This is a genomic window from Pseudonocardia sp. DR1-2, assembly GCF_023717215.1.
GTDB lineage: Bacteria > Actinomycetota > Actinomycetes > Mycobacteriales > Pseudonocardiaceae > Pseudonocardia > Pseudonocardia alni.
This window is the reverse complement of sequence record NZ_JAMQOF010000015.1, coordinates 1-21,894: the sequence shown is the minus strand read 5'-3', so window position 1 is coordinate 21,894 and position 21,894 is coordinate 1. Positions and strand designations below refer to the sequence as shown.

At 71.1% G+C, this 21,894-nt stretch carries 24 protein-coding genes; 6 read left to right on the top strand and 18 right to left on the bottom strand.

What is annotated here, in order from left to right; genetic code table 11:
- The 14 genes from ND486_RS28405 to ND486_RS28340 form a co-directional block, all read right to left on the bottom strand.
- Positions 1-1,956: an acetoacetate--CoA ligase gene (locus ND486_RS28405; RefSeq protein WP_251787383.1), complete on the bottom strand. Its 1,956-nt coding sequence runs from the start codon at positions 1,954-1,956 to the stop codon at positions 1-3.
- Between the two features lie 73 nt (positions 1,957-2,029).
- The gene (locus ND486_RS28400; protein WP_208822968.1) at positions 2,030-3,028 is read right to left on the bottom strand and encodes an LLM class flavin-dependent oxidoreductase; all 999 of its coding nucleotides are present in this window, start codon (positions 3,026-3,028) and stop codon (positions 2,030-2,032) included.
- A gap of 33 nt (positions 3,029-3,061) precedes the next feature.
- Positions 3,062-4,597, bottom strand: a complete 1,536-nt coding sequence (locus ND486_RS28395; protein ID WP_251787382.1) for a long-chain fatty acid--CoA ligase — start codon at positions 4,595-4,597, stop codon at positions 3,062-3,064.
- Between the two features lie 162 nt (positions 4,598-4,759).
- Entirely contained in the window at positions 4,760-5,068 is a 309-nt protein-coding gene (locus tag ND486_RS28390; RefSeq protein ID WP_251787381.1) for a YciI family protein, read from the bottom strand.
- A gap of 59 nt (positions 5,069-5,127) precedes the next feature.
- Positions 5,128-6,075: an acyl-CoA desaturase gene (locus tag ND486_RS28385; protein ID WP_251787380.1), complete on the bottom strand. Its 948-nt coding sequence runs from the start codon at positions 6,073-6,075 to the stop codon at positions 5,128-5,130.
- Between the two features lie 384 nt (positions 6,076-6,459).
- Complete coding sequence (locus tag ND486_RS28380) at positions 6,460-7,071, bottom strand: Asp23/Gls24 family envelope stress response protein (RefSeq protein ID WP_251787379.1); 612 nt, start codon at positions 7,069-7,071, stop codon at positions 6,460-6,462.
- The gene (locus ND486_RS28375) at positions 7,068-7,664 is read right to left on the bottom strand and encodes an RNA polymerase sigma factor (RefSeq protein ID WP_251787378.1); all 597 of its coding nucleotides are present in this window, start codon (positions 7,662-7,664) and stop codon (positions 7,068-7,070) included. Before ND486_RS28375 ends, ND486_RS28380 begins: the two co-directional genes overlap by 4 nt.
- 185 nt (positions 7,665-7,849) lie before the next feature.
- Entirely contained in the window at positions 7,850-8,047 is a 198-nt protein-coding gene (locus tag ND486_RS28370; protein WP_251787377.1) for a hypothetical protein, read from the bottom strand.
- Positions 8,048-8,181: 134 nt separating this feature from the next.
- Entirely contained in the window at positions 8,182-8,622 is a 441-nt protein-coding gene (locus ND486_RS28365) for an STAS domain-containing protein (RefSeq protein ID WP_251787376.1), read from the bottom strand.
- 367 nt (positions 8,623-8,989) lie between these two features.
- Positions 8,990-9,169: a hypothetical protein gene (locus ND486_RS28360; protein WP_251787375.1), complete on the bottom strand. Its 180-nt coding sequence runs from the start codon at positions 9,167-9,169 to the stop codon at positions 8,990-8,992.
- Positions 9,170-9,488: 319 nt separating this feature from the next.
- On the bottom strand, positions 9,489-10,355 hold the full coding sequence (locus tag ND486_RS28355; protein WP_251787374.1) for a CoA ester lyase: 867 nt from the start codon (positions 10,353-10,355) through the stop codon (positions 9,489-9,491).
- 35 nt (positions 10,356-10,390) lie between these two features.
- On the bottom strand, positions 10,391-11,275 hold the full coding sequence (locus ND486_RS28350; protein ID WP_251787373.1) for a MaoC family dehydratase N-terminal domain-containing protein: 885 nt from the start codon (positions 11,273-11,275) through the stop codon (positions 10,391-10,393).
- Positions 11,276-11,306: 31 nt separating this feature from the next.
- On the bottom strand, positions 11,307-12,647 hold the full coding sequence (locus ND486_RS28345) for an SLC13 family permease (protein WP_251787372.1): 1,341 nt from the start codon (positions 12,645-12,647) through the stop codon (positions 11,307-11,309).
- A 4-nt stretch (positions 12,648-12,651) separates the two neighbouring features.
- Positions 12,652-13,893 (bottom strand): CaiB/BaiF CoA transferase family protein, encoded by a 1,242-nt coding sequence (locus ND486_RS28340; RefSeq protein ID WP_374231982.1) that lies wholly within the window; start codon positions 13,891-13,893, stop codon positions 12,652-12,654.
- Between the two features lie 117 nt (positions 13,894-14,010).
- On the opposite strand from ND486_RS28340, the gene ND486_RS28335 reads away from it, so the two are divergent.
- The 4 genes from ND486_RS28335 to ND486_RS28320 all read left to right on the top strand — a co-directional run bounded on the left by ND486_RS28335 (position 14,011) and on the right by ND486_RS28320 (position 18,084).
- Complete coding sequence (locus ND486_RS28335; protein WP_208822993.1) at positions 14,011-14,904, top strand: LysR family transcriptional regulator; 894 nt, start codon at positions 14,011-14,013, stop codon at positions 14,902-14,904.
- A gap of 736 nt (positions 14,905-15,640) precedes the next feature.
- Positions 15,641-16,450: a HipA family kinase gene (locus tag ND486_RS28330; protein WP_251787370.1), complete on the top strand. Its 810-nt coding sequence runs from the start codon at positions 15,641-15,643 to the stop codon at positions 16,448-16,450.
- Entirely contained in the window at positions 16,447-17,391 is a 945-nt protein-coding gene (locus tag ND486_RS28325) for a DUF3037 domain-containing protein (RefSeq protein WP_251787369.1), read from the top strand. The genes ND486_RS28330 and ND486_RS28325 overlap by 4 nt, the downstream gene beginning before the upstream one ends.
- Before the next feature lie 240 nt (positions 17,392-17,631).
- A complete protein-coding gene (locus ND486_RS28320) occupies positions 17,632-18,084 on the top strand; it encodes a hypothetical protein (protein WP_251787368.1) in 453 nt (150 codons plus the stop codon).
- Between the two features lie 131 nt (positions 18,085-18,215).
- Here ND486_RS28320 and ND486_RS28315 read toward each other — a convergent pair whose 3' ends face one another.
- Both ND486_RS28315 and ND486_RS28310 read right to left on the bottom strand, forming a co-directional pair.
- Positions 18,216-19,400, bottom strand: coding sequence for a hypothetical protein (locus ND486_RS28315; RefSeq protein WP_251787367.1), 1,185 nt, complete (start codon positions 19,398-19,400; stop codon positions 18,216-18,218).
- Between the two features lie 197 nt (positions 19,401-19,597).
- Positions 19,598-20,161 (bottom strand): HD domain-containing protein, encoded by a 564-nt coding sequence (locus ND486_RS28310; protein ID WP_251787366.1) that lies wholly within the window; start codon positions 20,159-20,161, stop codon positions 19,598-19,600.
- Between the two features lie 144 nt (positions 20,162-20,305).
- Here ND486_RS28310 and ND486_RS28305 point away from each other — a divergent pair, with 144 nt between their 5' ends.
- Positions 20,306-20,572, top strand: a complete 267-nt coding sequence (locus ND486_RS28305) for a hypothetical protein (protein ID WP_251787365.1) — start codon at positions 20,306-20,308, stop codon at positions 20,570-20,572.
- A gap of 61 nt (positions 20,573-20,633) precedes the next feature.
- Here ND486_RS28305 and ND486_RS28300 read toward each other — a convergent pair whose 3' ends face one another.
- On the bottom strand, positions 20,634-21,029 hold the full coding sequence (locus ND486_RS28300) for a hypothetical protein (RefSeq protein ID WP_251787364.1): 396 nt from the start codon (positions 21,027-21,029) through the stop codon (positions 20,634-20,636).
- A 102-nt stretch (positions 21,030-21,131) separates the two neighbouring features.
- Complete coding sequence (locus tag ND486_RS28295) at positions 21,132-21,401, bottom strand: hypothetical protein (RefSeq protein ID WP_251787363.1); 270 nt, start codon at positions 21,399-21,401, stop codon at positions 21,132-21,134.
- Positions 21,402-21,456: 55 nt separating this feature from the next.
- Between ND486_RS28295 and ND486_RS28290 the strand changes: the two genes are divergently transcribed.
- Positions 21,457-21,852: a hypothetical protein gene (locus tag ND486_RS28290; RefSeq protein WP_251787362.1), complete on the top strand. Its 396-nt coding sequence runs from the start codon at positions 21,457-21,459 to the stop codon at positions 21,850-21,852.
- The last annotated feature ends 42 nt before the right edge of the window (positions 21,853-21,894 follow it).

Sequence of the window (21,894 nt, the reverse complement as noted above, 5' to 3'; positions counted from 1 at the left end):
CTACGCCCGCCGGTCCGCGGCGAACCGGGCGTACCAGCGCAGCGCGTCCGGGTCGTCGACCGAGGCGATGTTCGCGGCCTTCTCCAGCGGACGGCCCGCCATCAGCTTCTTGATCGGCACCTCCAGCCGCTTCCCGCTCAGCGTGTGCGGCACCGCGGGAGCCTCGACGATCTCGTCCGGGACGTGCCGCGGCGTCAGCCGGGACCGCAGGGTGGACACGATCGTGGCCCGCAGGTCGTCGTCGAGGGTGTGACCCTCCGCGGGGACGACGAACAGGCCCAGCCAGTACCCGCCGTCGGGGAGGTCGACGCCGACGACCAGCGCCTCGTCGATCTCCTCCATCGTGTCGAGGACGTCGTAGAAGTCGCCGCTGCCCAGCCGGACGCCCTGCCGGTTGAGCGTGGAGTCCGAGCGGCCGTGGATGGAGACGCTGCCGTCGGCGTGCAGGGTCACCCAGTCCCCGTGCCGCCACACGCCGGGCCAGGTGTCGAAGTAGGAGTCGGTGTAGCGCTCGGCGTCCGGGTCGTTCCACAGGTGCACCGGCATCGACGGCATCGGCTGGAGGACCACCAGGTCGCCGACCTCGTCGACGACCGGCTCGCCGTCGGAGTCCCAGGCGGCGCAGTCCACGCCCGCGAGCCGGCCGCCGATCCGCCCGGCCCGGACCGGGGAGTACTCGTTCGCCCCGACGAACGAGCCGGAGACGTCGGTGCCGCCGCTGGTCGAGTCGATCCGCATGTCCGGGCTGACGTGGGAGTACAGCCAGTCGTAGCCGGCGGGCGGCAGCGCCGAGCCGCTGACCATGACGTGCCGCAGCCGGGACAGGTCGTGCTCGGCGCGCGGGGACACCCCGGTGTTCGCCGTCGCGGTGACGACCGCCGCCCCCATCAGGACGACGTCGGCACCGGTCCGGGCGGCGACCTCCCAGACCGCGCCCGGCGGGTGGCCGGGGCTGCCCTCGTAGAGCACGATGCTCGCGCCCTGGGTGAGCGCCCCGAGCTGCATGTTCCACAGCGCCCAGCCGGTGGAGGTGTAGGTGAACATGCGCTCGCCGGCCCGCAGGCCGCAGTACAGCCCGGACCACTTCAGGCCCTCGAGGGTGATGCCGCCGTGGCCGTGCACGAGGCCCTTCGGCAGGCCGGTGGTGCCGGAGGTGAACAGCACCCACAGCGGGTGCGAGAACTCGACCTGCGTGAACTCCGGCTCGGCGTCGACGGCGAGCAGCTCGTCCCACGGCGTCGTGCCCTCGGGGGCGGGCCGGTCGAACACGTAGGGGACGGCCACGACGTGGCGCACGGTCGGCAGCTCGGCCCGCAGCCGCGCGACGACGTCGGCGCGGTCGACCTCCCGGCCGTTCCAGTGGTAGCCGTCGGCGACGACGAGCACGGTCGGTTCGAGCTGGGCGAGCCGGCCGATGGTGCCCTCGGCGCCGAAGTCCGGTGAGCAGCACGACCAGACCGCGCCGACCGCGGCCGCGGCCAGCAGCCCGATCACGGCGTGCTCGGTGTTGGGCAGGTAGGCGCAGACCCGGTCCCCGGGGCGCACCCCGGCCCGGCGCAGCCAGCCGGCGGCGGCCGCGACCGACCGGCGGAGCGCGCCGCGGGTGATCTCCCGGGCGGGCGCACCGCCCTCCTGCACGCACACCAGGGCGGGGTCGTCGTCGGCGCCGCGGCGCAGCGCGTGCTCGGCCCAGTTCAGCCGGGCCCCGGTGAACCACCGGGTGTGCGGCATGGCGTCCGCGGTGCGGACCTGCTCCCACGGCGTCGAGAACGCGACGTCGTAGTGGTCGACGACCGAACGCCAGAACCGGTCGACGTCGGCGACCGACCACGCGTGCAGGGCGTCGTGGTCCTCGAACGGACGGCCCTCCCGCTCGGCCAGCCAGTCGAGGTAGGCGCGCAGCGCGGACCGCTCGACGCGTTCCGCGGGCGGGGTCCAGAGGACGTCGTCGGCCATGCCGGTCACCTCTCGTGCCGTGCGGCGGCGGGCCCGCCCATCGGGGGTCGGGCCCGCCACCGGCTCGTCCGTGTCAGGAGGCGAGCACCTTCGGCATGATGTCGTTCTTGATCCGCTTGAGGTCGTCGAGCGTCTTGGACACCGGGACGTCGGCGAACGGCGGCCAGATCAGCGGCATGGTCATGCCCGCCTCCTTGTACGCCTTGAGCCGGTCGGTGAGCTGCTTCTCGGTGCCCACCAGCAGGTTCGACGCGACGCCGTTGACGGTCTGGTCGACCTCCTCGTCGGTGATGACCGTCCAGATCATCGAGCAGATCTCGAGGTCCTTGGCCCGCTTCGGGCTGCCGATCTCCTCGAACTGCTCGTCGATGGCGGTGATCCACTTGGCGAGGCCCTCGGGCGAGTCCTGGATGCCGATCCAGCCGTCGAGGTCGTACTTGGTGATCCGGCGCGCCGAGCGCAGCGGGTCCTTGAGGCCGCTCATGAAGATCGGCGGGCGCGGGTCCTGCAGCGGCTTGTGCCCGAAGCCGCACGCCTCGAAGTCGGCGAACTCGCCGTGGAACTCGTAGTGGTCGGCGCTCTTGTCCCAGACCCCCTGCATGATCTCGATCGACTCGCGCACGTGCTTGTGGCGCTTCGGGAAGATGTGCGCGGCGCTCGCCGCGGCGAACTCCTCGGGCATCCAGCCGGAGCCGACGCCGACGTTCAGCCGGCCGCCGGAGAGGTGGTCGATGGTCGCCAGCTCCGCGGCGAGGACGCCGGGCGAGCGGAACGGCGTGTCGATGATGCTCATCCCGATGCGGACCTTGGTGGTCTTGGCGGCGAGCCACGGGATCAGCGGGTAGCCCTGGAACCACTTGCCGCGCGAGGACACCGGCAGGGCGTTCGGCAGACCGTCCATCATGCCGAAGGAGTACTGCAGCTCCTGGCGGTCGGACTTCTCCGGGACGACGATCCGGTCGAGCGTCCAGACCGAGTCGAAGTCCAGGTCCTCGGCGAGCGCGGTGAGGTCCTCCAGCTCCTTGACCGTGACGAGGTCGCGGAAGTTGGGGAGGTACAGAGCGAGCTTCATGTGATGCTGCCTCCTTGCGGCATGACAGTGTCGCTAACGGGAGAGTGTGACCCTGATCTCGTTCTTCAGAACTTTACCCACAGTCGAGCGCGGAAGATCGGCCCAGAGCTCGACCTGCTTGGGGGCCTTCACGGAACCGATGCGCGCCTTGACGAACGCGACCAGTTCCTCGGTGTCGATCTCGGCACCGGGCTGGGGCTGGACCACCGCGGTCACCCGTTCGCCCCACTTCTCGTCGGGCAGGCCGACCACCGCGCAGTCCCGGACGGCGTCGTGCGCCATCAGTGCCTGCTCCACCTCGGCGGAGTACACGTTGAAGCCGCCGGAGATGACCATGTCCTTGGCCCGGTCGACGATGTGCAGGAAGCCGTCGTCGTCGAGCAGGCCGATGTCGCCGGTGTGGTGCCAGCCGTGCGCGGACACCTCCGCGGTGGCCTCGGGGTTGCGGTGGTAGCCGGCCATCACCAGCGAGCCGCGGACGCAGATCTCGCCGCGCTCACCCCGCGGGACCGGGTTCCCCTGCTGGTCCAGGATCGCGACGGTGACCAGCGGCGACGGCCGCCCGGCCGAGGCCAGCCGTTCGGTGGCGACGCTACCGTCGGCGCGACGGTGCTCGGCGGGCGACATCGTCGAGATCATCATGGGGGCCTCGGACTGGCCGAACAGCTGCGCCATCGGCCCGATCCGGTCCAGCGCCTCGGTCAGCCGGGCCACCGACATCGGGGCCGCGCCGTACCAGAAGCACTGCAGCGACGACAGATCCGTCGCGTCGAGCGCCTCGTGGCCGAGCACCATGTAGATCAACGTCGGCGGCAGGAACGTGTGCGTCACCCGGTGCGCCTCGATCAGCTCCAGGAACCGGCCGACGTCGGGCTTCGCCATGATCACGACCTCGCCGCCGCGGGCCATCACCGGGAAGCACAGGACGCCCGCGGCGTGGGTCAGCGGCGCCAGCGCGAGGTAGACCGGCCGCTCGTCGAACGGGTAGCTCATCAGCGTGATCGCCGACATCGTCTCGACGTTGCGGTCGGTCAGCAGCACGCCCTTGGGACGCCCGGTGGTGCCGCCGGTGCCGACCAGCGCCACGATCTCGTCGGGCGGTGCCGCCTCGGCGGAGGGGTCGTCGCGGGCGGCGTCGAGCCAGGCGTCGAAGGCCTCGGCCCGGCCGTCCGGGCCCGGGTCGCCGAGGCGCACCAGGGTGGTCAGCTGCGGGAGGGCCGGGGCGATCTCGGCGACCAGGCCGTCGAAGGAGGGCTGGTAGATCAGCGTGGTGCAGTCGAACAGGTCGAGCAGCTCGGCGGTCTCGCCCGCCGCGTTCCGCGGGTTGATCGGGCACCACACCGCGCCGGCGCGGGCGATGCCGAACACGCAGGAGAACGCGGTCGGGTCGTTCGCCGAGAGGATGCCGACCTTGTCCCCCGGCGCGACGCCGGAGCGTCGCAGCGCCCGCGCGACGGCGTGCGAGAGATCGACGACGTCGCCGTAGGACAGCGACGTGCCGTCGAGGGTCAGGCAGGGGGCCGCGGGATCGAGGGAGGCGCCCTTGTCGAGGTAGAAGGTCAGCGACATCGCGGCTCCCCGGATCTGCACCGTTGCGGACAGCGACGACCGTGGCGGGAATCTGGACAGTTGTCAAGATTTCCTGCCCGACCGGGGCGGGGAACACCGACGGCGGACGGCCCGGGAGGGTGGTCCCGGGCCGTCCGCCGTCGTGGTGCGGGGGAAGGGTGCCTACGCCTGCCCGGTCAGCGCCCCGGCCAGCGGGCCCAGCGGCGGCGCCCACTCGCGGATCTCGGCGCGGGCGACGACGCCGGCCGTGGAGAACGGGTCCGCGTCGACGATCGCCTGCACCGCGGCCCGGTCCTCGACGCGGAAGATCAGCAGGCCGCCCGGGTCCTCACCCGGGGCCCAGGCGCCGGCGACGAGCATCGTCCCGTCCTCGGCGAAGGGGCGCAGGTAGTCACGGTGGGCCGGACGCGTGGCGTCCCGGAGCTCCGTGTCGTCGGTGTAGGTGTAGATCAGTGCGAAGGTCGTGGCCACACCGCGATCCTCGCACGCGACGACGCCGACGGGGCCACCGTCGGCGTCGCCGCCGGTCGTCACTTCGCCGCGAGGCGCTCCAGGCGACGGGTGGTGGGCCAGCGGACGTTCGTCGCCCAGCCCGCCTTCTCGAAACCGCGGATGACCACGGCGGAGATGTCGATCTGTCCCTTCTTCACGCCGTGCCGGGCGCAGGTCGGGTCGGCGTGGTGCAGGTTGTGCCACGACTCGCCGCAGGACAGCAGGGCCAGCCACCAGACGTTGGCGGACCGGTCACGCGCCGCGAACGGGCGCTCGCCCCAGATGTGGCAGATCGAGTTGATCGACCAGGTGACGTGGTGCAGCACCGCGACGCGGACGAAGCCCGCCCAGAACAGCGCGGTCAGCGCACCCCACCAGGACATCGTGATGAGACCGCCGAGCAGTGCCGGGCCGAGCAGGCTCGCGACGACGATCAGCGGGAACGCCTTGTCGACGCGGGCGATGTCGCGGTCGGTGAGAAGGTCCGGGGCGAACCGCTTCATGTTGGTCAGGTCGCGCTGGAACAGCCAGCCCAGGTGGGCGTGCCAGAAGCCCTTGACCAGCGCCGTCGGGCCGGTGCCGTAGAGCCACGGCGAGTGCGGGTCGCCCTCCTTGTCGGAGAACGCGTGGTGCCGGCGGTGGTCACCGACCCAGTCGAGCACGCTGCCCTGCAGCGACAGGCTGCCCGCGATCGCCAGCGCGATCCGCAGCGGGCGCTTCGCCTTGAACGCGCCGTGGGTGAAGTACCGGTGGAACCCGACCGTGACGCCGAGGCAGCTCACGTAGTAGAGGACGAACGCCAGCACGACGTCGGTCCAGCCGAGGAAGCCCACACTCCAGGCGAGCGGGACGGCCGCGAGCAGCGCCAGGGTCGGCAGGACGACGAACAGCCCCACCAGGAACATCTCTCCCGGCGGGCGCTTCCCGTCCAGGACGGGTGGGGGCCCGCTCCTCGTGGGGGCGGGGGCCGCGTCGACTGTTGTCATGGGTCCACTACATCGAGTGACCGGCGTCGGCACAGTCCGGCTGGCCCCCCTGTGTGGGAGGGGGTATCTCCTCGGCTGGGCCGTTCGCTCGATCCCGTACCCCCGTGAGCAGAACCTGCGACGACGACACGACCGTCCGCTCCCGGTCGACAGCTCACCGGGGATCTCGCGATCGGGCGGGCGGCGTGTGCCGCCCGGGGACTGCGGCGTCTCAGGACGTGTGCATCGCCGCGCCGTGGCGGTGGTCGGTCCCGGCTCGCCGGTCCCGGCCCCACGGCCCGCGGGCACGCCTGTCCAACCACCGCCGGACCGCGGTCAGGAGCCGGGTGACCGTCGACGCGCCGTTCTCACCCGCTCGCCGGGAGGCGTACGTCACCGCGATCCTCAGGGTTCGGTGAAGACGTCGTCGATGAGCACGGTGACCTGGACGGGTTCGAGGTCCGTGAGGTGGCGGACCGTGGCGACCACGGCGCGGCGGACGTCGTCGGCGAGCTGGTGCAGCGGGCGCCCGAAGTCCGCGGCGAGGGTGATCTCCAGGGCCGTGCTCGCCCCGGCGACGCCTGCGGTGATCTCCGAGTCCGAGTCGCGGTGGCCGGACAGGTCACGGCTCAGGGCGACGCGGACACCGGGAACACCTTCTGCGGAGTGCCGCGCGGCGGCGACGACCACCCGCGCGGCGACGCGGGTGATCCCGTCGGCGGTACGGACGGTGGCGTAGTCGCTGTCGTCGATCGCGCTGCGGATGCGCGCGAGCGCCTCCTCCATCGGCCCCTCGGGCGCGATCACCTGCTCGGCGGCCAGGTCGCGCAGGGGTGACAGGAGCCTGTCGTACTCCGCGAGGGCCGCCTGGCAGTGCACGCATCCCTGCTGGTGCACGTCACGGTCGGCACCGCGGCCGTCGGCGACCTGGGTGAGCAGCACGTCGACCGAGGTGCCGCAGGGGAGGGTGTCCCGGTCCCGACGGTCGGTGTGGTCGGGCTGGTCGTGCTCGGTCATGCCCACTCCCGCATGGTGTCGGCGAGCCGGCGGCGGGCTCGGTACAGACGGCCGCGCAAGGTCGGTTCGGAGACGCCGAGGATGGCGGCGGCCTCGTCGTAGCCCAGCTGCTCGATGTCCACCAGTACGACGGGGGCCCGCTGCTCGGGTGGCAGGTCGGTGACCGCCGCCAGCATCGCCGAGAGCCTGTTCCGGGCCATCACCTGGACGTCGGCGCCCGGCGAACTGACGATGTCGGGGTCGGTCAGGGGTGTGTCGTCACGGCGACGCCTGATCGTGCCCAGACAACGGTTCACCACGATGCGGTAGAGCCACGTGGTGAACAGGCTCTTGCCCACGAACCCGGCCAGCGCCGTCCACAGCTGGATGACGACCTCCTGGGCCACGTCCTCGGCGTCGTCGGGGTTGCCGAGCATGCGCAGGGCGATCCGGTAGATGCGGTCGCGGTGGCGCCGCACGAGCGCCTCGTAGGCGTCGAGCGAACCCTCCTGGGCCTTGCCGACGAGCCAGTCGTCGGCCTGGTGGTCGAGCCGCTCGGGACGGGCCCCACGCCGCGCCGGGACGGGGCCGGGCCGGCTGTCGTCGTGCGCCACGTGGGTCCGTACCTCCGGCTGGACGGTCGACGTCGACCTGTCGGGCTCGGGAACTCGTTGTTGCGGTGCCGAGAGCGCCGACGCCCCCGAGCCGGCGACAGGGGCGACGGACATGGGGACGATCGTTGCCTACACACGGACATCCCGCCCGGCGGAGCACTGCGCTCAGGCGCGCACCGGGCGGGTCACCGGTAGTCCTCGACGGTCACGGTGATCCCCGCGTCGGGGACGACCCCGCGGACGGCGGCCCTGACCTGGTCGGCGATCTCGGCGATCGGATGGGGGTGGCGACCGACGACGTGGACGTCGACGTGCGTGGAGCGTCGAGCGTCCCCGCCCGTCCGCCCGACGCTCCCCGGGTCGACGCCGAGGCGGACACCCACGACTCGCCGTCCCGGCAGATGGGTGGCCACGGTGCCGAAGGGCCCGCCGTGGAGATCGACGACGCCCGGACAGCTCCGTACCGCGTCGGCGAGCGGGACGCTGAGGTGGTCAGGATGTTCTGGTCGGGGGTCGGTCATGTGCCCTCTCCTCTCTCGTCGTCGCGAGCCGTCCAGGTCGTGTGGGGGGTGGGCGCCCGGTCGGGCGCGTCCGGCTCCGTGCCGGGTGCGATCGCCTGCGTGACGTCGTCGGCGAGATGCAGCACGCGCTCGACGCCGCTGACCACGACGAGACGTTCGAGTGCACGGTTCCCGGACACGACCACGCGCATGTCGATCCCGTGGGCACGAGCGAGCCGGTGGGTGCGCACCAGCAGGTCCACACCATGGGAGTCCAGGTAGTCCACCGCGGTCAGGTCCACGCACAACCGGGTCAGTGCCGGGTCCGGTACGAGCGCGATGACCGTGCGCCGCAGCTCCGGTACGCCTGCGGCGTCGACCTCGCCGACGATCCGCAGCACCACGATGCCCAGGCCCGGCCTGTCCACCAGCACGTCGGCGGCATGATGCCCGCTCATTCGGTCCTCCTCGACCTCGTCGTCGGTGATCGGGTGATGCCGGGTCCGTCGGGTGGGCCGACCGCGGCCGGGCGCATCGCCCGCAGAACCACCACGAGCTCGACACGGACGAGCGATGGCCGGTCGGTGCGGCGCCGCGGAGAGCACCTGCAGCCCTCGATCACGACGACGATCTCGGCCGCCCGTCCGGCGGAGGCAACGGATGCACGGACCAGGGCGGCGATCCCGTCGGGCGCGCAGGCCGCCCGTCCGACGGCCGGGGAAGGTGGCCGTCGACCCCGCCGCAGGGCCCGGGTGCGGGTTCCCTCCGGCTGCGCAGCTCAGCGCCCGGGGCGCGGCCGGAGCGAGGGCCGGCCCGGTGTGGACCTCACGCGATGCGGGCCGCTCCGCCGCCGAGGGCGTACCCGCCGCGGACCTCGCGGGCGGCCGGACCTGCGATCCCGGCGACGACGGCCTCGGCGATCCGGGGGCTGCCCCGGCCGGAGGACAGCGCGCCCGACGCGGCCGGGCTCGGGTTCGTCGCCGTGGGGGTGTTCGGGGTGATCATGTCCGGTCTCCCTTCGTGCTGCGGGCCCGGCCGCCTGGTGTGCCGGGACCTCTGCGGCGGACGGGGCCGCCGTTCCCGGAAGGCCTCGTTCCGCTCCACAGTCGTGGGACACGATCGGGGCAGGATCCTCACGCGGCGGTGCTGTGATGTGGACCATCGCCGAGCGGTCGGTCCTCGGGACCGGGGGAGACCGGTGCCGGGCTCCCGCGGAACGGTCATGCTGACTCGAGGTGCCGTTCACGATGTGTGGCGGGGCAGCCGGCGTGTGGGTACGGGCCGGAGCCGCTGGTCGCGTCCGGTCGCGGCTCCGGCCCGTGGCTCAGAGAGGCGATGTGCGGCCGGCCTGCCGCAACACCTCTCGGGCGTGGGCGAGCACCGGGGCGTCGACCATCCGGCCGTCGAGGGCGAAGACCCCGGCGTGGTGTTGTTCGGCGGCGGCCAGCACCGCGCGGGCGTCGGCGACCGCCGTCGTCGTCGGGGCGAACGCCTCCCGTACGACGGGGACCTGCGCAGGATGGATGCAGGCCTTGGCGGCGTAGCCGTCGGCGACGGCGTCGGCGGTGTCGGCCCGCAACGTGTCGAGGTCGGCGATGTCGACCAGGACGGTGTCGACCGGGATCACCCCGGCGGCACGGGCCGCGTAGAGGACGCGGGTGCGGGCCTCGACCAGCGCGGGCCGGTACCCGCCGCCGGCGGTGCGCGGGCTGCGCCCGCCGAGGTCGGCCCGCAGGTCCTCGCTGCCCCACATGATCCCGACGCAGTTCGGTGCGGTCGCGATCCAGGGCGCGGCGAGCACGCCGGCCGCGGTCTCGCACAGCGCGACGACCGGTCGCGGCGCGAGTGCGACGACGTCCTCGGCACGGGACGTCATCGGCAGCATGACGGCGACGTCGGGCCGCGCGGCGAGCGCAGCGACGTCGGCGTCGAACCACGGGGTGTCCGGTGCGTTGATCCGGACCAGCACCGCCGCCGGCTCCAGTGTGTCCAGCCCGGCGACGACCGCGGCCCGCGCCTCGTCCTTGACATCCGGTCCTACCGCGTCCTCGAGGTCGAGGACGACCGTGTCCGCCGCGGCGGCGGCCGTGGCGTAGCGCTCCGGCCGGTTGCCCGGGCAGAACAGCCACGCCGGGCCGCGCAGCGTTCGGGCCGGGGCGGCGACGTCCGGTCGCTCGGTGTTCGGATCCATGTCCGTCTCGCTCCTCGTCCTGGTGGGTCGGCGGGTCAGTGCCACTGCACCTGCGCGGTCAGTGACGGCTCGACGCCCTCGGCGGCGACCGCGACCGTCGCGGCGTGGCCTTCTCGTCCGCCGGTGGCCACCAGCGGGGAGGGCACGAACGCCGGGCGGGTCAGCCGGTAGGTGACGGCCGCGACCTGCTCCTGCGGGGCGTGGCGTCGCGGCAGCTCCAGGGCGAGCAGCGCCATCAGCGGACCGTGGATCACCAGGTCCGGGTAGCCCTCCACCGAGGTGACGTACGGGACGTCGTGGTGGATACGGTGCCCGTTGTAGGTCAGCGCGCTGAACCGCGAGAGCAGGACCGAGTCGGTGGGCAGCCGCAGGCGCCACTCCCCTGCGGCCTCGGGCAGGCCGCCCTCCGGGCGTGCCATGGTCCGCCGCTCGGTGCCCTCGGGCTCGGAGCGGTAGACGACGTCCTGCTCCTCGACGGCCACCACGTCGGTACCGCCGTCGACGGTGAGCTCGCTGCGCACCGTCACGAAGAGCATCTCCCCGGTCCGTCCCGACCGCGGGACGACGGCGCTCACCGCGGATCGGCTGGTCAGGAGCGACCCGAACGGGATGGGACGGTGCTGGGTGAAGCGGCCGCCGGCGATCATGCGTCGGCGGCCCGGTACCGGTGGCAGGAACGGCCCGTCTGCCGGGTGGCCGTCCTCGCCGATCTCCGAGGTCCGCGGGTGGGCCAGCAGCAGGAACCAGTGCCACAGCGGTGGTAGGGGGGCGCCGTCGTCGAGGGCCGGCGGGGTGGTCTCGACCAGGTCGGCGAAGGCCGCGGCGGGCCACGGGTCGACCCGGCGGGTCAGCTCGACGGTCGGCGGGCGCCAGTCGGCGACCGCCGCGGCGAGCGGGCCATCGGTGGCGAGCTCGGTCATGGGGTTCTCCTTCGGAGGTTCGGACGACGACTCAGATGACGACGAACGCGAACCAGGCGACGAGCGGCGCGAGGATGCAGGCCCCGATGCCCCAGAGGAGCATCGCGCGGTAGGTCTGCTGACGCAGGGCTTCGGGGGCGTTGGCGATCACGAGGGCGCCGTTGGTGGAGAACGGGCTCGCGTCCACGATGGTCGACGCGGCGGCCAGCGCGATGACCACGCCGGCCACCGGGAGGGCGCCGGAGCCCAGGAACGGCACCGACAGCGGGACCAGCGCACCGAGGATGCCGGTCGTCGAGGCGAAGGCCGAGACGACTCCACCGATGTAGCAGATGACCAGCGCGGCGACCAGCGGCGTGCCGATCCCGACGATCATGGTGCCCAGCGAGTCGACGACGCCGACGTCCTCCAGCACGCCGATGTAGGTGACGATGCCGCAGACCAGCAGGATCACCGGCCATGCGATCTGCCCGGTCGCGTCCTTCGCGGTGTCGCGGAACAGCAGGGCTAGCGCGGCGGCGATGGTCAGCGCGGTGAACCCGGTGTCCAGCCCGAAGCCGATCGTGGCCACGACCAGGGCGAGCAGGCCGACGAGCGTGACGAGCTGCTCGGCCCCCAGCCGGGTGGCGGCCGGAGCCGGCGCGGCCAGCGTCGCCGTCGGCCCGCTGCCCCCGGCGGGCGCGCCGCCGGCCGGCGGGGTCGCGCCGGAAGCCGGTTCCTGGTCGGCCACCGGGTGCTCGGCGGCCGCGTCATGGTCGGGGGCCGGGACGGTGCGTCGACGCCCGAAGATCCCCCAGGTCACGATGGCGGCCACGACGTTGATGCCGAAGGTCCCGGCGAACAGCGCGGCGGGATCGACCGCCAGGCCGTTGGCCGCCAGCGTGCCGTGCACGATGCCGCCGAGGATCCCGGTGGGTGAGAAGCTGCCGGCGGCAGCACCGTTGACCGCCATCAGACCGGCGTAGATGGGCGTGATGCCGTGCCGCACCGCGAAGGTGATGCCGATCGGGGCCACGATCGCCACCGCCGCGGGCGAGGCGGCGCCGGCCGCGCACAGCACGGTCGTCAACAGGAACAGCATCCACGGCACCAGCGCGATGCGGTTACCGCTCAGCCGGACCGTGGAGCGCACGAGCCAGTCGACGGTGCCGTTGGTGCGGGCCATCCCGAACAGGAACGTCACGGCGAGCAGCACGACGAACAGGTCGCCGGGGAACGCGCCGAGGACCTCCTTGGGGCGGTTCCCGACCAGGACGCCGCCTACGAGGAACGCCGCGACGAGGGCGAGCACTCCCATGTTGAGGCCCCGCAGGGCCGACAGCACGAAGACGCCGGCGAGTCCGACAACGCCGATGATCTCGATCGTCGTCATGTCCTCACCGCACCCGGGCCGGAACGGGCAGGGCGGCGGGCTCGTCGGTGCCGGTGAGCCAGGACAGCACGCTCTCGGTGTGCTCGCCCAGGGCGGGCACCGGTCGTAGCGTCGGGTCGGTCCCCGGCAGACGGACCGGTGGAACGAGCCCGGTCAGGGGGCCGACCGGGCTGTCGAACTGCGCCCAGCGTTGCCGGTCGCGCAGCTGGGGGTGGTCGGCGAACTCGGCCATGGTGCGCTGGCGGGCGTAGGCGATGGGGGCCGCCTCCAGCCGGGCGACGAGTTCGTCGCCGGTCAGAGTGGCGGCGACCTCCGCGATGAGTGTGTCGAGCTCGGCGCGGCGGGCGACTCGCCGGGCGTTGCCCGCGAAGCGCGGGTCCGCGGCCAGCGCGGGCAGCTGCAGCACGACCCGGCAGAACGCCTCCCACTCGTGCTCGTTCTGCAGCCCGAGGTTCACGACCGTGCCGTCGCCGGCGGTGAACGGGCCGTACGGGGCGATGGTGGCGTGGCTGGCGCCAGCGCGCGGCGGCGGGGCGCCTCCATAGCGGGTGAAGTACTCGGCGTAGCCCATCCACTCACCGAGCGCTTCGAGCATGGACACCTCGAACGAGGTCCCGCATCCGGTCACGCCGCGGTCCAGCAGCGCGGTGAGGATCCCGGAGTAGGCGTACATGCCCGAGGCGATGTCGGCGATCGAGATCCCGACCTTGGCCGGTTCCTCCGGTCCCCCGGTGAGCGAGACGAGACCCGTTTCGCACTGGATCAGCAGGTCGTAAGCCTTGCGAGCGCCGTACTCGCCGCCCGTGCCGTAGCCGGAGATGCCGCAGACCACCAGTCGCGGGTGCCGGGCGGTGAGGACGTCGGGCTCCAGACCCAGCCGGTCGGCCGCGCCCGGCGCGAGGTTCTGCACCAGCACATCGGCCCGGCCGACCAGCTCGTGCAGCGTCCGGTTCCCCTCGGCGGAGCGGACGTCGAGCTCGACGCTCTCCTTGCCGCGGTTGAGCCAGACGAAGTGGCTGGACATCCCGTGCACCGAGGTGTCGTAGTGCCGGGCCAGGTCGCCGCGGCCCGGCCGCTCGATCTTGATGACGCGGGCCCCGAGGTCGGCGAGCTGGCGGGTGGCGAACGGCGCCGCGACGGCCTGCTCGAGGCTCACGACGACCAGGCCGGCGAGCGGTCCCCGGGGACGGCGGGACGACTCGGCGGCGGTGGGGGGTGGGGATGACGTTCTCACGGGCCACTCCATCGTGGACTCGGCAATGAGGAGGTGGGCGATCACCCGGGAGCCAGGATCGCGGCGGCGGGAACACTTGTGAAATGAACGGTTCCGGGGCCGACGATGCGTCGCGCGCATAATCGCAGGATGGAGATCCGGGAACTGGGCTGGTTCACCGTGCTCGCCGAGCGGGAGCACGTCACCGAGGCGGCCGAGCACCTGAACGTGGCACAGTCGACGCTGTCCCGGGCGGTCGCCCGGCTCGAGCGCCGGCTCGGGGTCCTGCTGTTCGACCGGGACCACAATCGGCTGCGGCTCAACGAGTACGGCGAGATCCTCCGCGCGCATGCGCTGCGGGCGCTCACCGAGCTCTCCGCGGCCGAGCAGCGGATCGCCGCGCTGGCCGACCCCGGGCGCGGCACGTTGTCGGTCGGCTTCCTGCACTCCTTCGGCGGCTGGCTGCTGCCCGAGCTGCTCGCCGGCTACCGCGCCGAGGCCCCCGACATCGCGTTCCGGCTCAGCGGCGGCGCCGCCGACACCGTGGTCGACGGCGTACGCGCGGGAAACCTGGACGTGGCCTTCACCAGCCCACGTCCGGCCGGCGACGACCTGCTGTGGACCGAGTTGGGCGACGAGCGGCTCGGGCTGCTGGTGCCGGAGGCCCATCCGCTGGCCCTCCGGGCGTCGGTCGCCGTGGAGGATCTCGCCGAGGAGCAGTTCGTCGCGCTGGAGCCGCTGTACGGCCTACGACAGGTCGCGGACCGGCTCTGCGCAGCGGCCGGCGTGCTGCCCCGGATCGCGATGGAGGCCACCGAGCTCGCCACCGTGCGGTCGCTCGTCGCCGCCGGCCTGGGCGTCGCGATCGTCCCGGCGCCGCGCCCGGGCGACGCCGTCCTGCCCGGGGTCCGCGACGTGGCGATCGCCGACCGGGGAGCCTCGCGGGCTGTCGGGATGATCGTGACCGCACACGGCACCCCCACTCCCGCGGCTCGCCGGTTCCGGGAGTTCGTCCGCTCCCGCCACTCCGCACCGGGCTCCTGAGGCACACCTCCTCACCCCCGGGTCCGCGCTCGGCCACGACAGGGGCCCGGCTCGGGTGTGTCCCGACCACACACGGGATCCGTCCACGGCATCGATGCTCCGCACGCATGGGAGCCCGACCCGGCTCTTCGGACGCTCGGGTTGGATGATCATGCCGCGGTAGCGGCGGTCGTGTCCCGTCTGCTCGACGCCATGGTGCGACCGCACGTCCCGCTCACACCGTGGTCGATGCCACGAAGTCTGTCTCGTCGATCACGAAGACCAGCGGACACACTGGTCGGGCATGGAGCCGGAGGTCGGGATCGAACCGACGACCTACCGCTTACAAGTCCGTCCACGACGGTCACACCGTGCTCTGACCTGCCAATTCGAAGTCGCGTCGAGCCACACCGTGCGCAGCCTGAACCACCATGCGCGCCAGGCGCGGGTCACATGGGGTGTCACGAGAGGCCGTCGCACCTGCTCTCGACAGCCAGAAGGTGGGCACGGGTCGCGACAGCTTCAAGGCGCCAGTGGACTCCATCCGCTCATGCATGTTCAGCATCTCCCAACATCTGAGGACAAGATCCCTGCACGCACTCAGGCAAGGGTCCGGCTCGGCGGCAGCCATCCCGAGGACAACATCCGGCGATCCCCTGATCGCTTTTCTCCGGACCGGCGCCACTCTCGCCAGCGAAAATGAGACTGGGGGTCGAACATCGCTGCCCCACGGTCGAGCATCTGCAAGAATTGTGGTGTGACCCGCGAGATTGACGGTTGGGAAGGTCTGCTGTCTGACCAGCGTGGTCCGACGGATCCTCCTGAGTTGGACATGCTGGTCGACCCCAGCAGCGAAACCGGCTCTCACGCTTTCAAGGCACGATCGACCGACGGCACCCACTGGTATGTCAAGGTCGTTGACTCTCCTCGCTCCCGCGCTCCAGCCACTGACCTCATCGTCAGCTCGGTCGCGCAGCTCATCGGCGCCCCCGTGCCCCTGTGCTCCGTCGTCGAGATTCCGCCCGAACTCGAAGGTGAGGCCTACGCCCCTGGTCGGACGTTGACCCGCGGCCTCGCCTTCGGGTCGCGCGAAGTCGTTGACACGTTCGATGGACGCAAGCCCCTGCAGTACCGCGGCCGCGACGATAATCGGCGACGCCAGGCCGGCATGTTCGCGCTGTACGACTGGTGCTGGGGACAGGACGTCCAGTGGCTGTACAGCGCCGGCGAGGACCTCAGCACCCATAGCATCGATCATGCGTTCTACCTGCCCCGATCACCGGAGTGGTCGGCAAGCGACCTTCGGTCGTGCGTTGACGAGCCCCACGCTGCACCATGGCCCTGTGACGGCCTCAGCCCTGCCGCACTTGAGAACCTTGCGGATACCCTCGAGACCCTGACGAGGGAAGCGCTCAGCGAGACGCTGCGGCAAGTCCCGGCGCAGTGGCCAGTCAGTACCGCAGACCTTGAGACCGTTGGCTGGTTTCTAGATCGGCGACGGCAGCCTGTTGCCGAGAGGTTACGTCGCATAGCGATGATTACGCCTGAAGGAGGAGCGGCTTCATGAAATACTACTACTCGATTGTCCGCTACGTCCCGGACTCCTTCAGAGGTGAGTTCATCAACGTCGCCGTAGTGGTGGGAAGTGACGTTTCGCAAGAGTGGCAGATCCACAGAGTTGGTAATACCTCCCGAGCAACTCAGCTAGGAAATAAGTCGTCCCTCAGTGCAGTCTGGCACTACCTTGACGAAATTGACGAGCTGATCGCGGAGGCCACTGACGAAACATCAGAGGTGCTCACGAGCACTCATACTCTGGATCGCGAGTGGCTGCTAGTGGAGCATCAGAGGCTGCGAAACGTCGTACAGACCACTCGACCGGCGCCAGTGATTGCAGACGACATCAACGAGGCGACCGAAAAGGTCTCTGATCTGCACCTGGTAGATCCCGACCGCCAAAAAAGAAACAGCCGAACTCACGCCATTGCGGCGCTAAGGCAAGTTTACCGTACCAGCCTTAAGGTCGAGTACATTCACGAGCGCTGCGAAGGCACGCTCGGTCACCAGCATGTCGACATTGACTTTGCAATCGGGAACGGGAACCTGGTTCAGCTCGCGCATGCGTGGTCGTTCAAAGCGCAGAACACCAAGCCTACAGTTGAGAAGATTAAAGCTTGGAGCTGGACGCTTCGAGATATCCGTGAGCGCGGCGGGTACATCCATGTTCCAGGCCGTGATCCCTACCAGCTGTCAGACGACATCCCCATTGATGTCGTGTACGACGAGCCTAGGACAGACCGTGGACGACGTGACCTGGATGAATCTTTAGAGGTCTTCGCGAATCTCAAAGTAAGAGCGTTCCAAGAGTCCAACGTCGAAGCGATTGCCGCTGACGCCGCACAGCGCCTTCAGCTGTCAGAGACCCGCCACCTAGGTGGGACCACCGATCAGTTAAGGTTCGCAACTGAGCCACCCAAGCAGATACCTCGCGGTCCCGACGACAATTAGCCGTCGACGGAGAGGTGCATCATCCCTCGGCGCCTACTACCGTATGACACCCCGGCTTTCACCGGTCCTTGCGGCAGAACCTCCCGTTCGTCGCGCTGATTGAGCTGCGTTCCTTCGGCCTGGCTCTGATCGTGAGCGTTATGTGCATGGTGCGCCGGTTGGTACTCGTGCGAGCTTCCCGCGACTCGGTCCGGCCTGACGGTCCTGGAGCCCCTTGGGCTCGCGCTCAGCTACTAGCCGATGCTGCTGGTGGGCGGTGCGGTCGTGGGCTTCGGGGTGCCTTCGTCGGTCGGAATCGGCGTGAGCGTGGTGGGCGGTGCGGTCGTGAAAGGCGGCGTGGTGGGCCTCGGTGCCGTCGGTTCGGGGCTGCCCTCGTCAGTGGGACGCGGCATCGTGGGCGGCGGTGAGTACGGCGGCGGCACAGTAGTCGCAGGTGGCTGCGGCGACGTCGTGCCGGTCTGTGTACAGAGGAATTGCTTCGATGTGCCGAGCTGTGTGCAGGTCAGGACAAGCCCGCCGGCGTTCGGTGGGGTGCCGGGCACGGTCGGTGGGGCGGGCAGGGAGATCGTCGGCAGCGACGGGGGCGTCGGCCGCAGCGACTGGCTCGCCTGCGCCTCCTGGCACGCGGTGAGCAGTGCGATTGCGAGGACCCCGGCGATGCCGACGACTCGGCGAACGCGGGCGAGGAGCTGAAACTGCATGACCATGACGACGTGTGGCGGCCGCTCTGGTTCGCGGCCGATCGGCGCAATCCGGGCGAACGGCGCGGCGACGCCTATCGGGCCGGCCCGGCGATACCGACCAGGCTGGTCGGTCGAACGCGGTCAGGGCTTGTAGGCGACATCGTTATCGAGCAGTGGCCGGTCGCTCGGCCCCTTGATGTACGGGCCGCGGTAGAGGATGCGGTGCTTCTGCTCAGTGGGATACCACTGGCGGACTTTGTGCATGCGCACGACCCAGCGGTGGTGCCACTGGACCGGTGTCGGCGCTGTCGTTCCGGGTTGGTTGTCGCGGGGGCGGATGTCGAGCACGCGGATGTCGGGGTTCACTCGGGCCTGTTGGGCCAGGGTGCGGGCGGAGTGGGTTTCGGGTAGGTCGGTGTCGGTGCTGATGTGTTGGGCGCACAGTCGCCAGAATGCGTAGAGAAGGCGGGTGCCGAATCGGTCGTCGGTGTCGTCGATCTCTTGTCCGGGGGTGTACTCGCCGATCACGACGTCGTCCTCGTGGCCGCCGGCGGCGGCCTGGGTCTCGACCCATTCACGGCCGTGGGTGCGGGCCAGGGCGCTGCGTCCGGCGAGGGCACGCAGGGTCCGGTCGGTGGGTGTGCGGTGCAGGATCTCGTGTTTGACGTTGTCGAGGATCCACGGTGGGAGCGGGGTGCCGCGGCGGTCGGCGTCGGCGGCCATGTTGAGGAAGCTGTCGGGTTTCACGGGGCCGTGGGTGTCGTGGTAGGTCGAGATCCGTATCGCGGGCAGGTACTCGCAGCCCTGCGGGTCTGCGGTGTGGCGGGGTACGACGATGCGGGAGGGGTGGCGCCAGGTGTAGGCGCGGATGTCGGCCAGGGTTCCGGCGACGGTGCGCAGCAGGATCGGCTTCGGCAGGGCGAGCACCCCGGACGGGGTGGGTAGGTCGTGGTCGGGGTCGAGCAGCGCCAGGTCTTCGGGGGTGAGGGTGCGGGCGGCGGCGATGACGACGTCGAGCAGCGCTGGGGACAGGACGAACAGCGGTGCTGCCTCAAGCTGGGTGATCTCGTCGGCGAGCTCGGCGTCGGCCATGTCCCACGGCCCGCCGTAGGGCGGTTCGAGGCCCATGCCGCCCATTAGCAGCGCGATCGCCGAGGGGCGGTGTCCACGGGCCTGGTCGAGCGCGATGTCGAGGGCGTCGAGGAGTTTGCTCAGGCACATCTCGCGGGCTATCGGTGCGTCCCGCAGGAACGACACTGTCGCCGCTCTGGCCTCTCGTCCGGCGCGTGCTGCGCCGGCCGCCGTCCAGTCCCGCTTGCGACCCATCTCCCGGGCCTCCCCTCTCAACCGACGCACCCAGGCGGGAGCCGGTGGAACAGCAGTCTCGCGCTGGACCAGGCGCGCCGTGGGCGTGTGGGGAAATCCGTTCGCCGTTGCGAACTGGTAGGCCTAACGTCGTCGGCCACGCAGGTGCAGGCAGAACCGGTCTCGGGTCTGTGATGGGTTGCTCGCCCAGCTTCTTGTCAGCGATGGTCGAGCCGATATCCCGTCGTCGTGAGCCAACGGATGGCGCGGTCGACGGCGGCCTGGCGGTCTCCCATGCTGGGGCCCAGGGCGCGGCCGACGAAGTGCTCGGACCCGTAGCGGGCTCGTACGTCGGCCATGCGCGCGGCGAAGGAGACTGGGCGCCCGTCGGGGTCGGTAGTCATGTCGAGGTACCAGAGCAGGTCCCGCACCAGCCCCTGCTCGTCGCGGAACTCCGCCAGCGGAGTGGTGACGCCGAACTCGCGTGCTTCGTGGATCGCGGCGGAGTGGTGGGCGACCAGGCCCCAGAGCCGCTCCCCCACCCCGAGCTCGCGGATCGCGACTGCTCCATCGAGCGGGTGGAACCCGGTGGTGGCCAGGGGTGGGGCGTAGCCGATGTCGTGCAGCCATGCCGCGGACACCAGCAACTCCGCATCGACGGGGTTGAGGTGGCCGGCGATGGTGTCGGCCCGATGGGCGACGCCCTGCACGTGGCGCCAGCGGCGCGGCAACGGCCGCGCCAGATACATCCGGGCCAGGTCCCGGTCGGCCAGTGCTCTCATGCGACCTCCAGGTGCTGTGTCGATTAGGGGTCCGCTATCGCTGCTGCCGGGGTCGGCGGCATCATCGCGCTGACGCCGCTAAGGAACTGCCGTGGGCGAGATCGAGTGCGGGCGGTCTGACGGTTCGCAGGGAGGCGGGGGACGGTGGAGCAGGTGCAGGGGCTGCTGCGCCGTTTCGGCGCGGGTGAGCTGGGGTTGCACGACACCGCGCTGGCCCTGACGTCCGCCTACCGCGACGCCCTCGCCGACGACCCCGGACAGCGCTCCGGTTCCGGGGATGAGGCGCCCGCGCTGGCGTGGTCGATGGTGGCCATGGCCCGATGGGACGGTGTGGTCACTGCCGATCAGGCGGCCGATCTCGTCGACGCCGTCATCGCCTGGCACGACAGCCTCGGCGACCTCCCCCGCTGACCTCTGGCGCACCTCACCCTTCGGCCGATGGCTTGCGTCGGTGTCGAGCCGAGGCGACTGGTCAGAGCTTCCAGAGCCAGTCCAGGGCGCCGCAGGGCCACTGCTTCCACGGCGAGTCCACATCGCGCTTGGGTGTCCATCCGCGGAGTCCGTCGGGGGTGTCGACCAGGTAGTAGGCGCCGAACTCGCACAGTACTTCCACCTGCTGGCCTCGCGTCGGTGCTGCGATCGGCGGCGGGTCCTCCCGTGAGCGCTCCTCGGTGCGGCACTGGTCGGTGAAGTGGCACCACCACCCATCCACCGACTCGTCATAGATCGCCGAATCGGCCCGATACCACCCCGGATGGGTACCGAAATCAGGCTCGCCGATCTCCTGCGCCGACGCGCTCCTCGCTGGGATGAGAGCTGCGGCAACGCTGAGCAGTACGACAGCAACAACAGCAGAGATGCGATGCATGGCGGCGAGGATCGTCAGACCGCTGGCCCAGCGGGCCGGAACGGTCGAAGTCGTTCGCGACCGTGAACACCGCTCCCGTGTACTCGATGCCCGCCTGGCGGGTCAGCTGTTGTAGAGCTGTTGGGCCCGTGAGCGGGACAGGCCGAGCTCGGCGGCGATCCGGCCGTAGCTCATCCCCTGCTCGTCCTTCATCGCCTGCACCGACTCCCGGATCAACCCCGCCAGCTCCGAGACGAACCCCGAGTTCTCCGCCAGCACCTCACCGATCAACCGGTGCCGCGCCCCCGGGTCCTCCACACCGCGCACCACCTCGAGGATCCGCTCCGACATCTGTGCATGCAGCTCACACGCCGACTCCACCCACTCACCCATGCCGGTGTGTATAGCCCACCTTGACGACGTACACCCCACCCTATACACAAGTGTGGTGGACAACGACGGCGTGGTGGACAGCGACGGCGAGCCGGAACGGATCTCGTGGTGCCTGGGCCTGGCCGGGTGCGGCGCCTACCGCTTCGCCGGATTCCGCGGCCAACCCCGCCCCTGCACCCACCCACCACGCTGGGCCGGCCTGGTCTTGGTCGAACACCGCCACCCCGTCGAACTGTGGGTCGAGTACGCCTGTGACCTGCACGTCTCCCGCCTGCAGGCGCCGCGGGAGCTGCTCGACCGTGACCGGGCCGCGCTCGACCGGCGCCGCGAGCAGCACGAACTCGGCGCCGCCGGCCAGGTCTACGAACGGCCGGGCCCGATCGCGACCGGCGCGGCCAGCCGGAAACGGCTGCGCCGGGCGCTGGCCCTCGCCGCACCGTATGGGGCGTAGACGGGCTCCGGCACCGTGCCGTCGTCGTGATCGCCCGGCCGA

Bases quoted from the DNA above. Each gene is read 5' to 3' on its own strand.
- ND486_RS28405 (WP_251787383.1), bottom strand. From the start codon at position 1,956: ATGGCCGACGACGTCCTCTGGACCCCGCCCGCGGAACGCGTCGAGCGG.
- ND486_RS28400 (WP_208822968.1), bottom strand. From the start codon at position 3,028: ATGAAGCTCGCTCTGTACCTCCCCAACTTCCGCGACCTCGTCACGGTC.
- ND486_RS28395 (WP_251787382.1), bottom strand. From the start codon at position 4,597: ATGTCGCTGACCTTCTACCTCGACAAGGGCGCCTCCCTCGATCCCGCG.
- ND486_RS28385 (WP_251787380.1), bottom strand. From the start codon at position 6,075: ATGACAACAGTCGACGCGGCCCCCGCCCCCACGAGGAGCGGGCCCCCA.
- ND486_RS28380 (WP_251787379.1), bottom strand. From the start codon at position 7,071: ATGACCGAGCACGACCAGCCCGACCACACCGACCGTCGGGACCGGGAC.
- ND486_RS28365 (WP_251787376.1), bottom strand. From the start codon at position 8,622: ATGAGCGGGCATCATGCCGCCGACGTGCTGGTGGACAGGCCGGGCCTG.
- ND486_RS28360 (WP_251787375.1), bottom strand. From the start codon at position 9,169: ATGATCACCCCGAACACCCCCACGGCGACGAACCCGAGCCCGGCCGCG.
- ND486_RS28355 (WP_251787374.1), bottom strand. From the start codon at position 10,355: ATGGATCCGAACACCGAGCGACCGGACGTCGCCGCCCCGGCCCGAACG.
- ND486_RS28350 (WP_251787373.1), bottom strand. From the start codon at position 11,275: ATGACCGAGCTCGCCACCGATGGCCCGCTCGCCGCGGCGGTCGCCGAC.
- ND486_RS28345 (WP_251787372.1), bottom strand. From the start codon at position 12,647: ATGACGACGATCGAGATCATCGGCGTTGTCGGACTCGCCGGCGTCTTC.
- ND486_RS28340 (WP_374231982.1), bottom strand. From the start codon at position 13,893: ATGGAGTGGCCCGTGAGAACGTCATCCCCACCCCCCACCGCCGCCGAG.
- ND486_RS28335 (WP_208822993.1), top strand. From the start codon at position 14,011: ATGGAGATCCGGGAACTGGGCTGGTTCACCGTGCTCGCCGAGCGGGAG.
- ND486_RS28325 (WP_251787369.1), top strand. From the start codon at position 16,447: ATGAAATACTACTACTCGATTGTCCGCTACGTCCCGGACTCCTTCAGA.
- ND486_RS28320 (WP_251787368.1), top strand. From the start codon at position 17,632: ATGCTGCTGGTGGGCGGTGCGGTCGTGGGCTTCGGGGTGCCTTCGTCG.
- ND486_RS28315 (WP_251787367.1), bottom strand. From the start codon at position 19,400: ATGGGTCGCAAGCGGGACTGGACGGCGGCCGGCGCAGCACGCGCCGGA.
- ND486_RS28310 (WP_251787366.1), bottom strand. From the start codon at position 20,161: ATGAGAGCACTGGCCGACCGGGACCTGGCCCGGATGTATCTGGCGCGG.
- ND486_RS28300 (WP_251787364.1), bottom strand. From the start codon at position 21,029: ATGCATCGCATCTCTGCTGTTGTTGCTGTCGTACTGCTCAGCGTTGCC.
- ND486_RS28295 (WP_251787363.1), bottom strand. From the start codon at position 21,401: ATGGGTGAGTGGGTGGAGTCGGCGTGTGAGCTGCATGCACAGATGTCG.